Source organism: Anaerovirgula multivorans (assembly GCF_900188145.1).
GTDB classification, from domain to species: domain Bacteria; phylum Bacillota; class Clostridia; order Peptostreptococcales; family Natronincolaceae; genus Anaerovirgula; species Anaerovirgula multivorans.
In genome coordinates this window covers 161,070-175,462 of the sequence record NZ_FZOJ01000005.1, presented here as the reverse complement: position 1 = coordinate 175,462, position 14,393 = coordinate 161,070, and the positions used below count along the sequence as shown (strand labels likewise).

The window sequence follows — 14,393 nt, the reverse complement described above, 5'->3', positions numbered from 1 at the left end:
TCCCTTTACCTATTATTTAAATCATATAAGAATTTCCCATACCAATCAGCCATAAATTTCAAATGGTCTATCCCAAAATATAGTGTTGATATTTCATAATATCCTGTTTTACACTTAACCACTGACTCAAGCTTTTCTAGATTTTCTATTTTTTGATTAATGTCCACAATTAGCTGTTCAATAAGCTCCGAAGCCTTTTCCTTCGGTAGATTCCCATAGAAAAATATTTTAGCAAGAATATCCTCATAGGATTTCATAAAGTCTATAGGTTCTTCTAACCATGAAATAAATACTTCCCTTCCCCTTTCATTTATTTCATATACCTTTTTATATTTTCCTTTTTCAACCACCTTTGTTGAGCTTATCAACCCATCCTTTTCTAATTTGTCCAATGCTGGGTAAATGCTTCCAAAGCTTGCATTCATAAAATTGGAGGTGCTTTGAATCATAAATTGCTTAATATCATATCCAGTTAATTCTTTGTACATTAAGAAACCTAAAATAGCAAACTTTATCATGTTTATCATCCTTTGTATTGCATATTTAATGTATCTATAAAACATATATCGAAACGATATATGTTTTATAGATACATTATATGGGTATATTTATTGAAAGTCAATATAGATTTTGAGCAAAAAAATTCCGCAGTTAAGCAGAATTTCTCTTGTATTTTAAATATTTTACTATTTTTTAGCCATTTCAACAACTGCCAGGTCAAGGGGACGTTTTGGTTGCCATGGATTTATAGAATAGGATAGGATAAAAAAGGTGATAAAAATAGATAGAAGAATGTCTATATTAGTAAAAATATCTATATTGAATACTTTAGATCTAGGATACTAGAGAAGACATACTTAAAAGTATAGAAAAGGCAACAAAAGCAAGTAATAGACAGTTAGCAAGGGTACTAAAAATAGGAAGAGGGATGTTAGAAAAAAGCGAGTAGTCCTGATGACAAACAAAACATCCCCTTGGCTTTTACAGAGGTTGTTCAAAAACTTTTTATTAATTTAACTTCATATAGTCTAGACAAGGGGACAAGGACTTGTCTGCTATGCTTTTTCAACCATATACTTACTTACCCCTGTTATTCTCGCTAGTTGTCTTATTGTAATACCGTTTATTTCCTTTAAATTTTTCAGTATCATTTCCTTTTCTTGTCTTCCCAATAAATGAAACAAACCTTTTTTTACTCCATATTCCTCTTCAATTAGTTTAATTATCTCTTTATCGGTGATCCTATGTCTTTCTTCATATTCTAAACATTCATCTTTGTTCTTCTCATTCATGTATTTTTCAAATTCTTTCTTTGCTATTTGTTTTTCTGTGGCAAATAATTCTAATATTAATTCTGTATCTATAATATTCTGCTTATGTATATATTCATGATAGCTACTCCATCTATATCCTGCTACTGAATTTGTTATTCCTGCCTTAATCGGATTCTGATGGATATATCTTAATACTGTTATCAAGTACACCTCGTTTTCTACAACTTCACTTTTGTACCGTTCCTGAAACAAATGTCCAAAACGGTCATATTTCCAGTTATACCAATATACAAAACTAGAACATATTCTTTGCATTGTCAGAGATAATGATTCCATACCTTCACGTAATAATAAGTGTACATGATTTCCCATTAAGCAATATCCATAAAGCTCAATTCCACTTTTTTCTTTGCTTTGCTGTATTATTTCAATGAATTTGATACAGTCCTCGTCATCTTCAAATATGTTTTGACGGTTATTTCCTCTTGCTATTATATGATAAATTCCTGTTTTACTCTTTTTCCGTGCTTGTCTTGGCATATTCTACCACCTCAACAAGATTGTATCATATTTTTTTCTGCGAGACAAGTCCCTGTCCCCTTGTCCTTTTCAAATGCTGCAATGGCATTTTTAAAAAATTCTCTTTTGAGGATTTTGGAATAAAATGTATTCATGCTTTTGCCGTGAAGAAATACCGAACTCCTCTTGACCAGTCGGTCTAATTGGGTTATACTGAAGTTAGACCGACTGGTCAAGAGGAGGTTTTAAAATGATTACTATTAATAGTGTATACCACGACTATGGAGGAAAAGGCCATTATGCTGTGTCCGATATTTCTTTTACTATCGAGAGCGGAAAAATTTTCGGATTTCTCGGGCCCTCCGGCGCAGGAAAATCTACTGTGCAGAATATTATGACAGGGCTTCTACCTTTACAGCAGGGCGAAGTTCTCTATGATGGTCAATCCGTTAAGGCTTTGCAAACCAAGTTTTTCAATCAAATTGGTGTGTCGTTTGAACACCCAAATGTTTATGCAAAACTCACGGGATATGAAAACCTTAAGTATTTTGCAGCTCTCTTTTCAGTGCCAACGCATGACCCTATTGAACTGCTGGACAGAGTGGGTCTAAGAGAATCAGCACATAAAAAAGCGTCGGAGTATTCGAAAGGGATGCGGCAAAGGCTCACGCTTGCAAGGGCGCTGATCAATAATCCGAAATATTTATTTCTTGACGAGCCTACAAGTGGGCTTGATCCATCTACGGCGGCTAGTATTCGCGAGCTGATTCGAGAGCAAAGGAACAGCGGAGCAGCTGTGTTTTTGACGACTCATAACATGGAATTGGCCGACTCACTTTGTGATACTGTGGCATTTTTGTATAATGGGAAAATTGCAGCAATGGATTCACCCGAAGCTCTGAAACTCCAACATGGAAAACGAATTGTAAATGTATCTTATAATGATTCAGGTAAAGAACTATCCAAATCATTTGAAATGAGTGATAAGACCGCGCTTGCTGAATTTCTTACAGGCATAAATCCTATTAAAATACATTCTCAGGAAGCCACGTTGGAAGAAATATTTATGCGCGTTAGCGGGAAGGAGCTAAAGTCATGAATGGCATATTTGCGCTAGGTATTCAGGATTTCAAGCGTCTATTGACAAATGCTCTTTTTTGGATAATTACCGCGACGCTAGTGCTGATTATTTCGGTAATTAATTTTGCACTTCCTGAAAATATCTCAGAAGAAGGGCATCATATTTTCTCCTATCATACAGACCATACTGCCGAACAGGTTACAGTAGTGAATAGCGAAGAGGAACTTAGGATAGCGGTAAAGGAGATGGGAGGAATTGGCCTGCTTGGAAACGATGATGGCACTATGACAGTTCTGAATCCGGGTCTTTCCGAAAAGACTGTCCTTGCAATGCTGACCATGCTTTATAGTTCTTCCGATACTTATGTAGGAATAGAAAGCATAAATGAAAACAACTCAATAATTCCTTTTAACAAGCGCATGACACCAGTTTTTATTTGCTTTGAGGCACTCATTATCGGGTTTATCCTAGGCGGGGCATTGATGCTCTCAGAAAAGGAAGAAGGGACAATTCGAGCAATGCGGATAGCACCGATAGGGGTTGACAAGTATCTCATTTCGAAAACGGTGCTTTTCTCGATCATCGCTGTAATTTATGCCCTGCTGATGGCGTTTTTTTCTGTTGGGTTTAATTTTTCTGTACTTCATTTCATTTTGATTAGCTTTTTCGGGGCAGCAATATTCTCTTTAATTGGACTTGCATTTACAACCTTTTTCAGGGATATGAGCAGTTGGTTCTTTTCCATGACTTTACTGCTATCTGTTAACATGCTGCCTATTGTGGCATATTCAGAGCCGTCTTTCTCGCCGTTATGGCTTCGAGTGATACCAACCTATTCCATGATTTTTGCTTATGAAAACATCCTTTTTGGAATGGGAAGAAGCCTGCTACCCACAGCGTTCACTATAGCAGGGTGGTGTATTGGGGCATATTTGATTAGTCGATTTGTGGTCGGGAAATACCTTTTGATGAAAGGGCGGGGATAAGGAATGAAAAGTATTATCACAACAATTGTAAGGGAATTTAAATTAATTTTTCGTGATGGAATTACAATCTTTTTAACTATTTCCCCAGCAATGCTTGCTCTGATTTTCATTTTTGTGTTTGGTAGTATTCATGAATCAAATATCTCTCTGGTAGTGGATAAAAGTATGTCTCCGGATTTAGTTGCAAAACTGGAATCCGTAGCTGATATTGAATATGTCGATAACCTTGAAATCATGAAAGAAAGAGTACTTGGAGTAGACAACATTGCCGGTGTTACCGTAGAAAATGGTGATATTAGACTGATAGTAGAAGGAAATGAAGGACAAAGTTTTGCCGAGATGAGGCGTAAGCTTGTGAGCGCTGCTCTTGACTCCGAGCTTATTCAATATACGGCTGAAAAAGTTGAACCCCAAACTTCTCTAGCCTATTCTATTTCAATGGCCTGCATCTTTTTGTTGGCTTTGTTCCTGGGTAGTGCCTCATTGGGCTTTAGTGGTGTTTACGAACGGGAAAGTGGCGTTATCCGTGCGATTTCTGTCAGCCCTATGACGCTTGGTAGATATGTTATATCAAAAATAGTGCCATCTCAGCTACTAGGTATAATTGGGGTATCTGCCTGTGCATTTATTGTGGGTCGGGCGGATGCTCTGCCGCAAGTTATTTTATTGGCTTTGTGTAGTATTTTTGTAAGTGGTATTATTATTTTCTTGATTATTACATTTGCAGGCAATCAAATTGCTGCTGTAGGCGTCCTTAAAATTATTATGCCTGTATTTTTGATCGCAGGGATATCAGCTGTCTTTGTCCCGGAAAAGTGGATTTTTTTGTATTATATGCTTCCCATGTACTGGCAATATGCTGTAATTGACATGGCGATATCCAACCAAGAACCGACGTTCCAATTCTTAATGATTTTAGTAACGGGATTTGCATGGCTCATCCCTGTGATGATTGTCTTTACGAAAAAAATAAAAATGAAAGTTTGGAGGTAATCTTATGGCATGGTATTGGTGGATTATACTTATTGTTGCTCTTGCAGGTTTTATTTTTCTAAAGGTTAAGCTCGGCGGCGCCTGGATGAAAAAACAGAAAGAGAAAAAAGAAAGGCATGAAAAAATGTTGGAGGATGAAGACTAATGTCGGATTTTAATGGAAAGATGAAATGGCAACAGGAAGGAGCTGAAAATCCTCTTAACAGCAATATAGCACTTTTCGATGCTTCGTTGGATGTTTTTTCCAAACACTCTTTTGGTGAAGCTTCTTTGAATAGTATTATAAAGACTGCGGGATTGAACAAGGGAAGCTTTTACTACCGATTTTATGACAAACTAGATTTGTATCTATCTTTGTTCCAACGGCTTATTGTGGAAAAGCTAGCGCTGTTTCAGCAATACGACGACACAAATACGGGAGACGATTTCTTTACATCAATAAAGAAAAAAGCCATGCTGGGAATTCGCTTTGCACGTAAAGAACCAAGATACAACGAACTCTATCGTCGGTTTCTGACTGAGGAACTGAGTTTTCGAAAAACAGTTTTTAATGTTTTTGGAGGTGTTACAGAAAATGTTTTGCTTCGCATGGTCGAGAATGCACAACAAAAAGGACAAATACGCAGTGATATTTCCGTAAAAATGATGGCTGAGATCTTCGAAATCTTGCTTGAACGGGTTGATAGAGTTGTCATGCCAGATATGCATGATGATGAAATTTTGAACAAGATAGATGAGTTGATAACGGTATTGCAAAATGGAATGGCGGTAAAGTAGGGCAGTAAAAGGCCGTGATGCTATTCGAGGCCTCTTTACTATGAGCATTTAAAAAGAACATTTGTATTTTCTATTAGAAACATTGTGGGTATATGAAAAGCCGTATAAACACTACGCATTAAAAGAACATCTATATATTAAAATTTATTAGATAAAAACTCAAAACTGAGAAAGAGCATCATGTGATCTGTTAATCTGGATAGAGACCCCCTAAGAACTGTCAAGCAAAGCTTGACAGTTCTTAGGGGGTGAAAAATCCCTGTTGAGAAAGGTCTAACCACCCACCCATACAGAGTGTTGCTCCGACACTGGTAATAGTAAGGTGAAGAGTACACAGAGAATTATATAGATCACAGGTAGCACCGCAACTCCTGAAGTATATATTCAGCCTCGTAAATACTAAATTGTTTACAGAGATGAAAATGAGCCACTTATCCACACTTGTGGATCTATCGCAAAAGAATACCCAACTCAATCAGAGGGGAATGTGTTTAACGTGACTGCAGAACATTGAAGTTATGTAAGCGACAAAGAGGTTCTTTCCAAAGTTATTGGAAATTGGCATTAAAATAAAGCAATAAAATAACTTTTTTATCGCCTACTTAATACTTACTATCTTCATTGCCTCTAGTTGCAGAACTTTACTTCTTAACATATCGAAATGATTTCTACCATACATCTCCTTTGTATCCTTTAAAACGAAGCCCTTCTGTAATCTCCCTATAGGTAACACCTTCTGATCTCAATGTTAATATTTCATCTTTAAAGGGTGTCAGCGGGCCTGGTCGACTTGCACCATATTGTCCATGAACTGGGCTATAACCTTCCATAAGATAATTGTTGATACTAGCGATACTTATTCCTGTGAATTTTGATATATCAAGTTTCCCATATCCTTCTTCATATAGCTGCCTAACCTTTTCTATCTTAGCTTCTACTTTCTCAATAGCTTCTTTGTGCTGATTTCCTCTTTTTGTATCTTTCTCCTCTGGGATGTCACTGTAATTCATGTTGTAATATTTTTTTCGCAGTCGTCTTACCTATTTGTAGCTCTGTAGCAATTTTTTCATAACTATATCCCTTTTTTGAAAGTCTTTTAGCTTCAATGATCTTTTCTCTTTTGGTCATTTCTAAGAGATATTTATAACGGCCCTTGGCTTCTGGAGATGTAAGAGGAATCTCAATACGTCCATTAATGGTTCGTTGTAATACTTTGCTTATTGCCTTAACCAAGTTTTTTACTAAATGAAAACGATCATTGACCTGCATTGCTTGAGGTGAAAAGGTATGAACAAAGCATATAGATACCGCATATATCCTGATAAAGAGCAATTACAGCTAATCAATAAAACTTTTGGTTGTGTCAGGTTTGTATATAACAAGATGCTTGCAGACCGTAAGATGGAAGCAAATTTTTCCATAGCTTAGTGCTTTTTCTGCATATTCAGTGATAATAAGCTCTAATTCATGATTAATTGACTGGCCTATTTTTGCTAATCCTCTACTGATAATAGGATCGTCTTCAACAATTAAAATTTTTCTCATCTTCATCACCTCAGTGTCAAATAGTATGTTGATTTTATATAAAAGTAACATACTAAGATGCTAATTCAAATAGAGAATCGGTAAAATGTTATTATATTCGTTAAAAAATTATTTCAAACTAAAAAAGAAAATATTCCTTAATAATAGTTTTCTTCTTTTACAGAATAATTTTTTAGTGATTACTTAATGACAATATCATAGGCATTAACTTAAACTATATTTTGATAATTGATTTTGGGCAAACAATAATTCTGTAATATTTGGAGTGCTGTTTTTCTTTTGGTTTTTTTCATGTATAGAGTGTTTCATTACTTTTTAGAGCTAAGTCTATCGTTAATAATCCTCTGCATTTGCTGAATCAAACTATATTTCTTTGTATCTTATTTTGAAGGATCTTGTTTACATCTATTTTTTTAAAATTTTCCAATTTAGTATATTTCTACTTCCTACAAGAGAAACTATTAAGGACAAGAATGATTTTAGAAGGAGGTTTTAGTATGTCAGATAAGGATATTCGAAATTCCTATGAAAACAGTGCTGAAAGAATGAGGGGTGATAATAAAACATTTGCAGCGGATTTAACAGATAAAGATTTTAACGACCCTGCACTACATGAAAATGTTCATGATTTGAAGGTAGACTACAATAAAATTGAAAAATCTCCCTCCATGGAGGAAGTCCATCAATGGCAGCGAGAGCATATTAAAAAACATGATCAGTCTAAAGACGGTTATCCATTAAATGTAATTATTGATCCAACAATGAGAGAGATGTACCAAGTAGTTCATCATGCTGGCATGACTAATGTATTTGATCGTTTTAGTGAACAACAGCCTACACAATGTAAGTTTTGTATTGAAGGCTTATCCTGTCAGCTTTGTGCTAACGGTCCCTGTAGAATAAGCAAAAAAGCTCCTAGAGGAGTCTGTGGTGTTGATGCTCATACAATGGTTGCAAGAAATTTTATGTACCGTCATGTGACCATTGGTACTTCTGCAAACATATTCCATTGTCACCAAGCAGCCAGAACCTTGAAGGCAGCAGGAGAACATCCTGAAAGTGGTCTGAAAATTCGTGATCCTGAGAAGCTAAAGAAATACGCAGATATGGCGGGATTAGATACTAATCAACCTATAGAAAAGTTGGCAGTGGCTTTTGCTGATTGGGTAATGAATGATATCCACGCACCCCATCATGTGGAATCTAAAACAGTAGAAGCTTTTGCACCCACTAAAAGGAAAGAGCTTTGGAGACAGTTAGGATTGTTCCCAGGGGGAGGCTATAGCGAAGTTGCTTATGCTCAAACCCAGTGTATGACAAACTTCACATCGGATCCAGTAGAATTTCTATTAAGAGGTGTCCGTCTAGGCATTGCCAATGAGTATCAAGGACTGTTTATGTTGAACATTGTTCAAGAAATCCTTATGGGAACCCAGGAAATTGCTATGAAGCAGCAAAATATGGGATTGTTGAAGGAGAATAGGATCAATATTATCACCAACGGACATATGCCCCTATTGGCCCATGTAGCCATTGACCTAGCCTCCACCGATGAATGGCAACAAAAGGCCAAGGCGGCTGGAGCTGAGGGTATACAAATTCTTGGTCATGTTTGTGAAGGGCAACAGCTCATTAACTATGAAGGCATGCACAATCAAAAGGGCTATGGTGGTCAAGAGGGAGAATGGCTTTCTCAAGAGTACCTGCTGGCTACAGGTGTGGTGGATCTCTTCATGTTTGACTATAATTGTACAGTACCTACGATGCCTATCTTTGCTAAAAAATTCGGTACAAAGCTCTTAAGTACTCATCCTGTAATTAAACTTCAAGGCACCGATACCCTTGACTTTGTTCCTGAAAAAATGAAGGAGCAAGCAGTAAAAGCATTAGATATGGCGATAGAAGCCTTTAAAAACAGAAAAACCGAGAATAGAGAAACTTATATTCCTCCCCATGTATCTGATTGTATGGTGGGCTTTAGTACAGAGTCCGTAAAGAAAGCCTTAGGCGGAAGCTTCAAACCATTAATAGAGCAAATTGCAAATGGTAACATTCGTGGTATTGCAACCATTGTAGGTTGTACTACTGCGAGATATGGACAAGGTGGAAGTAATATTTTTAAAATCACAAAAGGATTAATTGAGAACAATATTTTGGTTTTATCTGGAGGTTGTACTTCCTCTGTCATGGAATATACAGGCTTGACAAACCCTAAAGCTGCTGAAGAATGTGGTGAAGGACTTAAAGCAGTGTGCCAACAGCTAGGTATCCCACCAGTATTGACCTATGGAGCATGTGTGGATATCGGTAAAATGACACATACAGCTAAGGAATTGGCAGATGCATTAGGCGTTGACACAAACAAGCTTCCTCTAGTGATCGGAGCACCAGAATACCTAGAGCAAAAAGCTGTGGCTGATGCCTGTACTGCTGTAGCATTAGGCTGGCTAGTTCATGTTGCTCCTGTTCCATCCATTACTGGCAGTGATGTTGTTGTAAAAACCCTAACCGAAACTACAGAAACCTTAGGACTTGGTAAGGTAGTTGTAGAGATGGATGCAGAAAAAACAATACAAATCTACGTTGATCATATTGAGAAGAAACGAAAAGAATTAGGCTTAAGCTAATTACATTTTAAAAAGGACTGACCTAAGCAAAATGGTTGGTCCTTTTTCTATATCTATGCCACTTCCTCCCTTGAACACTATTGAGAGCTTTTACTTCTTTGTGGTACAATATTTTAAAACGATATCATGTGGAGGAGTTATATGAAATATTTAATAATAGGTGCCGGTGGTACAGGTGGTTGTATTGGTGGATATTTGGCTGACAGAGGTAAAGATGTCACATTGGTTGCTAGGGGAGAACATTTAAAGGCTATAAAAGAAAATGGGCTTGTTGTGCATTCCACAAGAAGAGATAATATTCATCTAAAGAATGTTAAAGCCTTCAGTAGTGCTGAGGTTGTTGATAAATTTGATGTAATCTTTGTATGTGTTAAGGGATATTCCCTACATGATACTATTCCTACAATTATCAAGGCTTCTCATGAAAAGACTCTTGTCATCCCAATATTGAATACATTAAGAGCTGGAGAAAAACTGGAGAAGGCTTTACCAGGGATAACCGTTCTTGATGGTTGTATCTATATTAGCGCATACATATCAGCTCCTGGAGAAATTACACAGGGGATTAAGATTTTTAGAGTTGTTTTTGGCCCTAGAGAAAATTCAAAAGTAGATAGAGCTTTATTACAAAAAATACAAGAGGATCTTATTGAATCTGGTATTGATGGCGTTCTTTCCGATGACATAAGTCGGGATATTTTTAAGAAATTTACCTTCACCTCTGCTTGTGCTTCTACAGGAGCCTATTTTGATATTATGGCAGGTAAAATGCAAAAAGAGGGAAAATACCGTGAAACCTTTGTTTCTCTTCTTCAGGAATTGCAAAAAATTGCAAATGGCTTATGTATACAGCTAGACTGTGATCTAATAGAAGAAAGCCTAAATATTCTAGCCGGTCTTGCTCTGGATACTACAGCTTCAATGCAAAAGGATATGAAAGCGGGAACAAAAAGTGAAAAGGAAGAGCTCATCTTTGATGTTGTAGATATTGCTGAGAAGTATGGGATTGATGTTCCTAATTATTATAAAATAGCTAAGTATTTTGGATATGATAGGACTTAAATCTTCTAGGCTATATAATCAAAAAAACTTTCTTCCACAAAAGTTAATCAACAAACTTAAGTGGAGGGAAGTTTTTTTACACCAGTAAAATAGGTGGTTTAACCACATTATTTATTTACTATGAAATTACATTTTCCTGTTGCTAAAACTTCGACGACATTTTTTGCCGCCATCATACTCATTTTACTGCTTGCTTCATATGTAGCTGCGCCAGCGTGAGGAGTTACTGTACAATTAGAAAGTGTAAGCAATGGATTGCCGTATGAAGGCTCATCCACAGTTACATCAAGTCCTGCGGCTGCGATTTCACCACTTTTAAGTGCCTCATAAAGAGCAGCTTCGTCGATGATACCACCTCTTGCAGTATTTACGATAACAGCATTTTTCTTCATAGCCTTAAATTCCTCTGTGCTGAACATGTTTCTTGTCTCATCATTTAGCGGAGAGTGGATTGTAATAAAGTCTGCTTCCTTAATAATTGTTTCTATATCAGTATATTCAGCTGCACATTCATTTTTGAAGGCCTCATCTTGAAAAGTATCATAGCAAAGAATTCTCATATTAAATCCTCTACATCTTCTGGCTACACCCTGACCTATTCTTCCTGCACCAATAACACCAAGAGTTTTCTCCCACATTTCAACACCTATGGGTCTCTGTTGATTTTCGGCTTTCATGCACTGATCCATGTAAGCAACACATCTCCCTGCATTAAGCATTAAAGCTACCGCCATATCTGCAACAGAATCCCCGTTGGCACCAGGTGTAAATGTAACTGCTACCCCCTTATTTGAAGCGGCCTCAAGGTCAACTTTATCATATCCAACGCCATAACGTGAAATTACTTTAAGATTTGATGCGCTTTCGATTAAATCTCTATCATATACTTCAAGACCAGCAATGACAGCATCTGCCATTGGCAGTTCTTTCTCTAATTGTTCTGGAATAGATCCGTTGGCAGCAACTAGCCTTACTATTTCGCAGTCATTTTCCTCTAAAAATTTAATGGCACCCTCATCAGCTGACCCAAAGGATCTCGCTGTGACTAATACCTTATATTTACTCATAAAAATTCCTCCCTTTATTATAAGTTTCTACTATAATCAATACAATTAAGACAACAGATACTTTAATATTATTTTTTACTCCCAATTCGTATGAAAATATCCCTCTTTATCAATTCTTTCATAGGTATGAGCACCAAAACAATCTCTCAAGGCCTGAACAATATTTACCGACATTTTATCCGTATGAAAGCAATCATAATAAGAAAGGGTAGATATCAGGGTTGGCACTGCCAAAGCATCGTTTTGAACCTGTGTAATGGTTTCACGCCACGAAGGTTCCAAAGCAGTTATGTAAGAAAGTTTTTTCGTAAGCAAAATATTTTGTTTTCTTTCCATCAATGCCTCCACAATATCTTGTAATAACTGACTCCTAATGATACAGCCGTCCCTCCACAAGGAAACAGTACTGACTAAATCAATGTTCCAACCATAGTCTATAGATGCCTTTTGAATCAGTTCAATCCCTTGTGCATAGCTGCAAATAATACCCGCTAACAAAGTATCCTTTAATTGTGTATTATAATCTTCTAATTGCATAGGTGCCACTGTCGTTGTCAGCATTTGATTTCCTTCTATCCTTAATTGGCGATTAGCAGAAAAATATCTGGCAAATACAGACTCACAAATAGTGGGCACATATACCTCTCTTGCAACGGCTTCCTCTAAAGTCCAGCTTCCGGTTCCCTTCTGCCTTGCCACATCTAAAATTTTATCTACTAAGGGTGCTCCGTCGCTATCTCTTTTCGACAAAACACTGGCAGTAATGTCAATGAGATATGAATTCAATTGACTACTTTTCCAGTCACTAAAGATTTTTGTAATGATCTCATGATCTAAACCAAGACCTCTTTTCATAACAGCATAAGTATCTGCTATTAATTGTAAAATAGCATATTCAATACCATTATGAACCATCTTTACATAATGCCCTGCTCCTTCAGGCCCTACGTAGTTGCAACAGGATTCTCCTTGAAGGTGAGCGGCAATTTTCTGTAGTATATATCTACTTGCTTCCCAGCCTTCTAAACTCCCCCCTACCATCATACTGGGTCCCGTCAAAGCACCTTTTTCACCACCAGAAACACCAATTCCCAAGTAAAAAATACCCAATTCCTTTAAATAATTTGTCCTTCTAGACGTATCTTTGAAATAAGAGTTGCCTCCGTCAATAATAATATCTCCTTTTTTCAAGTACGGCGATAGATTCTTAATTACTATATCTACTGGTTCACCAGCAGTAATCATCAAAAAGATGATGCGGGGACTAGTTAGACTGGATAATAACGTTTTTTCTTCACTAAATACTTTCCAATTTTCATTTAAAGCTTCATAAACAAATCGTCTCCCTTCCTCTTCATTTTTACTGAAGAGTGCTACAGAAAATCCTTTGTTCAAAAGATTTTTGGCTAAACTACTTCCCATAACCCCAAGTCCATAAATCGCAATCTCATACATCTGCCTTAACCTCCTGTGTTTGATAATACCTCCTTATTTCTCTATAAATAAATTTTTTATTTATATTATTAAATTTTTTTACGATGATTTTAAATTTATATTGATTATACCATAAATTAGTTTATTCAGACCATCAGTAATTTCTAATTAGACAAATTAAATTTGGAAATTACTCAACATATAAATAACATGATCGTTTAATGTGAACTAATAGCAGGAATTATTATCAAGTGATTTGTAGTCCAATATAGAAATACCTCATAGAGTTATGCTATATAATACAGCTCAACTTTACGAGGTAATTTACTCAAACTATTGCCCATACTACAATCTCCACAATATCTGAGAATTATTTTACTAACTGAACTGCGTCTGCTGCTAAGCGCTGAATTTCATCAAATTGGTGATTATTAATCAATGAATCTTTTACCATCCAACTTCCACCACAAGCGATAATCTGAGGATTTGCCAAGTAGTCCAATATATTTTTGTCACTTATTCCACCTGTAGGCATAAATTTCATGTTAGGGAATGGTCCAGATAAAGCCTTAATCGTGGATAAGCCACCGTATTGTTCAGCTGGAAAAAATTTTGCTACTGGTAAATTGTATTCTAATAGGTACATTATTTCTGTAGGGGTACATACACCTGGAAAGATCGGGATGTTATTTTCAACTGCAAATTCTGTTACAGCACGGTTAAATCCAGCAGTAACTAGAAAAACAGCACCCGCATCACAAGCTTTTTTTGCTTGCTCTACACTGGTAATAGTACCAGCTCCTACTAACATTTCAGGAAACTTTTTCATCTCTCTGATAGCTTCTTCAGCAGCCTCTGTACGGAAGGTAACTTCTGCAACAGGCAATCCTCCTGCTATTAATGCTTTTGCAAGAGGAGCAGCATCGGCTGCATTATCAATTTTAATGACTGGTACAATTTTTATTTCAGCAATTTGATTCAATAAATTCTTCATATTCTTTTTTACATAATCTTCTAAAGATTATGCT

14 protein-coding genes and 1 pseudogene are annotated in these 14,393 nt (G+C 36.5%); 8 read left to right on the top strand and 7 right to left on the bottom strand.

Annotated elements, in window-relative coordinates; translation table 11 throughout:
- Positions 1 to 5 precede the first annotated feature (5 nt).
- Together CHB72_RS07075 and CHB72_RS07070 are read right to left on the bottom strand one after the other, a co-directional pair.
- A complete protein-coding gene (locus CHB72_RS07075; protein WP_176431245.1) occupies positions 6 to 518 on the bottom strand; it encodes a PadR family transcriptional regulator in 513 nt (170 codons plus the stop codon).
- Positions 519 to 1,055: 537 nt separating this feature from the next.
- On the bottom strand, positions 1,056 to 1,814 hold the full coding sequence (locus tag CHB72_RS07070; protein ID WP_089282177.1) for a transposase: 759 nt from the start codon (positions 1,812 to 1,814) through the stop codon (positions 1,056 to 1,058).
- Positions 1,815 to 2,043: 229 nt separating this feature from the next.
- On the opposite strand from CHB72_RS07070, the gene CHB72_RS07065 reads away from it, so the two are divergent.
- Genes CHB72_RS07065 through CHB72_RS07050 form a run of 5 tightly spaced genes read left to right on the top strand, consistent with a single transcriptional unit; the run spans position 2,044 to position 5,630 of the window.
- On the top strand, positions 2,044 to 2,892 hold the full coding sequence (locus tag CHB72_RS07065) for an ABC transporter ATP-binding protein (RefSeq protein ID WP_089282176.1): 849 nt from the start codon (positions 2,044 to 2,046) through the stop codon (positions 2,890 to 2,892).
- Positions 2,889 to 3,860 (top strand): ABC transporter permease, encoded by a 972-nt coding sequence (locus tag CHB72_RS07060; protein ID WP_089282175.1) that lies wholly within the window; start codon positions 2,889 to 2,891, stop codon positions 3,858 to 3,860. Before CHB72_RS07065 ends, CHB72_RS07060 begins: the two co-directional genes overlap by 4 nt.
- Before the next feature lie 3 nt (positions 3,861 to 3,863).
- Positions 3,864 to 4,853: an ABC transporter permease gene (locus CHB72_RS07055; protein ID WP_089282174.1), complete on the top strand. Its 990-nt coding sequence runs from the start codon at positions 3,864 to 3,866 to the stop codon at positions 4,851 to 4,853.
- A gap of 4 nt (positions 4,854 to 4,857) precedes the next feature.
- The gene (locus tag CHB72_RS26365; protein WP_176431244.1) at positions 4,858 to 4,998 is read left to right on the top strand and encodes a hypothetical protein; all 141 of its coding nucleotides are present in this window, start codon (positions 4,858 to 4,860) and stop codon (positions 4,996 to 4,998) included.
- Entirely contained in the window at positions 4,998 to 5,630 is a 633-nt protein-coding gene (locus CHB72_RS07050) for a TetR/AcrR family transcriptional regulator (protein WP_089282173.1), read from the top strand. The genes CHB72_RS26365 and CHB72_RS07050 overlap by 1 nt, the downstream gene beginning before the upstream one ends.
- Before the next feature lie 668 nt (positions 5,631 to 6,298).
- Here CHB72_RS07050 and CHB72_RS07045 read toward each other — a convergent pair.
- Positions 6,299 to 6,640, bottom strand: a complete 342-nt coding sequence (locus CHB72_RS07045) for a hypothetical protein (protein WP_089282172.1) — start codon at positions 6,638 to 6,640, stop codon at positions 6,299 to 6,301.
- Entirely contained in the window at positions 6,627 to 6,962 is a 336-nt protein-coding gene (locus tag CHB72_RS07040) for a transposase (RefSeq protein WP_242975064.1), read from the bottom strand. Before CHB72_RS07040 ends, CHB72_RS07045 begins: the two co-directional genes overlap by 14 nt.
- Between CHB72_RS07040 and CHB72_RS07035 the strand changes: the two are divergent.
- The 3 genes and pseudogenes from CHB72_RS07035 to CHB72_RS07025 form a co-directional block, all read left to right on the top strand.
- Positions 6,918 to 7,028: pseudogene (locus tag CHB72_RS07035) on the top strand (helix-turn-helix domain-containing protein); the annotation flags it as partial. The gene CHB72_RS07040 and the pseudogene CHB72_RS07035 sit on opposite strands and share 45 nt — an antisense overlap.
- Positions 7,029 to 7,672: 644 nt before the next feature.
- Complete coding sequence (cooS, locus tag CHB72_RS07030) at positions 7,673 to 9,802, top strand: anaerobic carbon-monoxide dehydrogenase catalytic subunit (RefSeq protein WP_089282169.1); 2,130 nt, start codon at positions 7,673 to 7,675, stop codon at positions 9,800 to 9,802.
- 141 nt (positions 9,803 to 9,943) lie between these two features.
- On the top strand, positions 9,944 to 10,864 hold the full coding sequence (locus CHB72_RS07025; RefSeq protein WP_089282168.1) for a ketopantoate reductase family protein: 921 nt from the start codon (positions 9,944 to 9,946) through the stop codon (positions 10,862 to 10,864).
- 107 nt (positions 10,865 to 10,971) lie between these two features.
- Here CHB72_RS07025 and CHB72_RS07020 read toward each other — a convergent pair whose 3' ends face one another.
- The 3 genes from CHB72_RS07020 to eda form a co-directional block, all read right to left on the bottom strand.
- Positions 10,972 to 11,931 carry a phosphoglycerate dehydrogenase gene (locus tag CHB72_RS07020; RefSeq protein WP_089282167.1) on the bottom strand — a complete coding sequence of 320 codons (960 nt, stop codon included), beginning with the start codon at positions 11,929 to 11,931 and terminating at the stop codon, positions 10,972 to 10,974.
- Positions 11,932 to 12,006: 75 nt separating this feature from the next.
- Entirely contained in the window at positions 12,007 to 13,386 is a 1,380-nt protein-coding gene (gene gndA, locus CHB72_RS07015) for an NADP-dependent phosphogluconate dehydrogenase (protein ID WP_089282166.1), read from the bottom strand.
- Between the two features lie 349 nt (positions 13,387 to 13,735).
- Positions 13,736 to 14,359, bottom strand: a complete 624-nt coding sequence (gene eda, locus CHB72_RS07010; protein WP_089282165.1) for a bifunctional 4-hydroxy-2-oxoglutarate aldolase/2-dehydro-3-deoxy-phosphogluconate aldolase — start codon at positions 14,357 to 14,359, stop codon at positions 13,736 to 13,738.
- Positions 14,360 to 14,393: the final 34 nt, after the last annotated feature.

Excerpts from the sequence above, each read along its gene's own strand:
- CHB72_RS07075 (WP_176431245.1), bottom strand. The coding sequence starts at position 518 with ATGATAAAGTTTGCTATTTTAGGTTTCTTAATGTACAAAGAATTAACT.
- CHB72_RS07070 (WP_089282177.1), bottom strand. The coding sequence starts at position 1,814 with ATGCCAAGACAAGCACGGAAAAAGAGTAAAACAGGAATTTATCATATA.
- CHB72_RS07065 (WP_089282176.1), top strand. The coding sequence starts at position 2,044 with ATGATTACTATTAATAGTGTATACCACGACTATGGAGGAAAAGGCCAT.
- CHB72_RS07060 (WP_089282175.1), top strand. The coding sequence starts at position 2,889 with ATGAATGGCATATTTGCGCTAGGTATTCAGGATTTCAAGCGTCTATTG.
- CHB72_RS07055 (WP_089282174.1), top strand. The coding sequence starts at position 3,864 with ATGAAAAGTATTATCACAACAATTGTAAGGGAATTTAAATTAATTTTT.
- CHB72_RS26365 (WP_176431244.1), top strand. The coding sequence starts at position 4,858 with ATGGCATGGTATTGGTGGATTATACTTATTGTTGCTCTTGCAGGTTTT.
- CHB72_RS07050 (WP_089282173.1), top strand. The coding sequence starts at position 4,998 with ATGTCGGATTTTAATGGAAAGATGAAATGGCAACAGGAAGGAGCTGAA.
- CHB72_RS07045 (WP_089282172.1), bottom strand. The coding sequence starts at position 6,640 with ATGAATTACAGTGACATCCCAGAGGAGAAAGATACAAAAAGAGGAAAT.
- cooS (WP_089282169.1), top strand. The coding sequence starts at position 7,673 with ATGTCAGATAAGGATATTCGAAATTCCTATGAAAACAGTGCTGAAAGA.
- CHB72_RS07025 (WP_089282168.1), top strand. The coding sequence starts at position 9,944 with ATGAAATATTTAATAATAGGTGCCGGTGGTACAGGTGGTTGTATTGGT.
- CHB72_RS07020 (WP_089282167.1), bottom strand. The coding sequence starts at position 11,931 with ATGAGTAAATATAAGGTATTAGTCACAGCGAGATCCTTTGGGTCAGCT.
- gndA (WP_089282166.1), bottom strand. The coding sequence starts at position 13,386 with ATGTATGAGATTGCGATTTATGGACTTGGGGTTATGGGAAGTAGTTTA.
- eda (WP_089282165.1), bottom strand. The coding sequence starts at position 14,359 with ATGAAGAATTTATTGAATCAAATTGCTGAAATAAAAATTGTACCAGTC.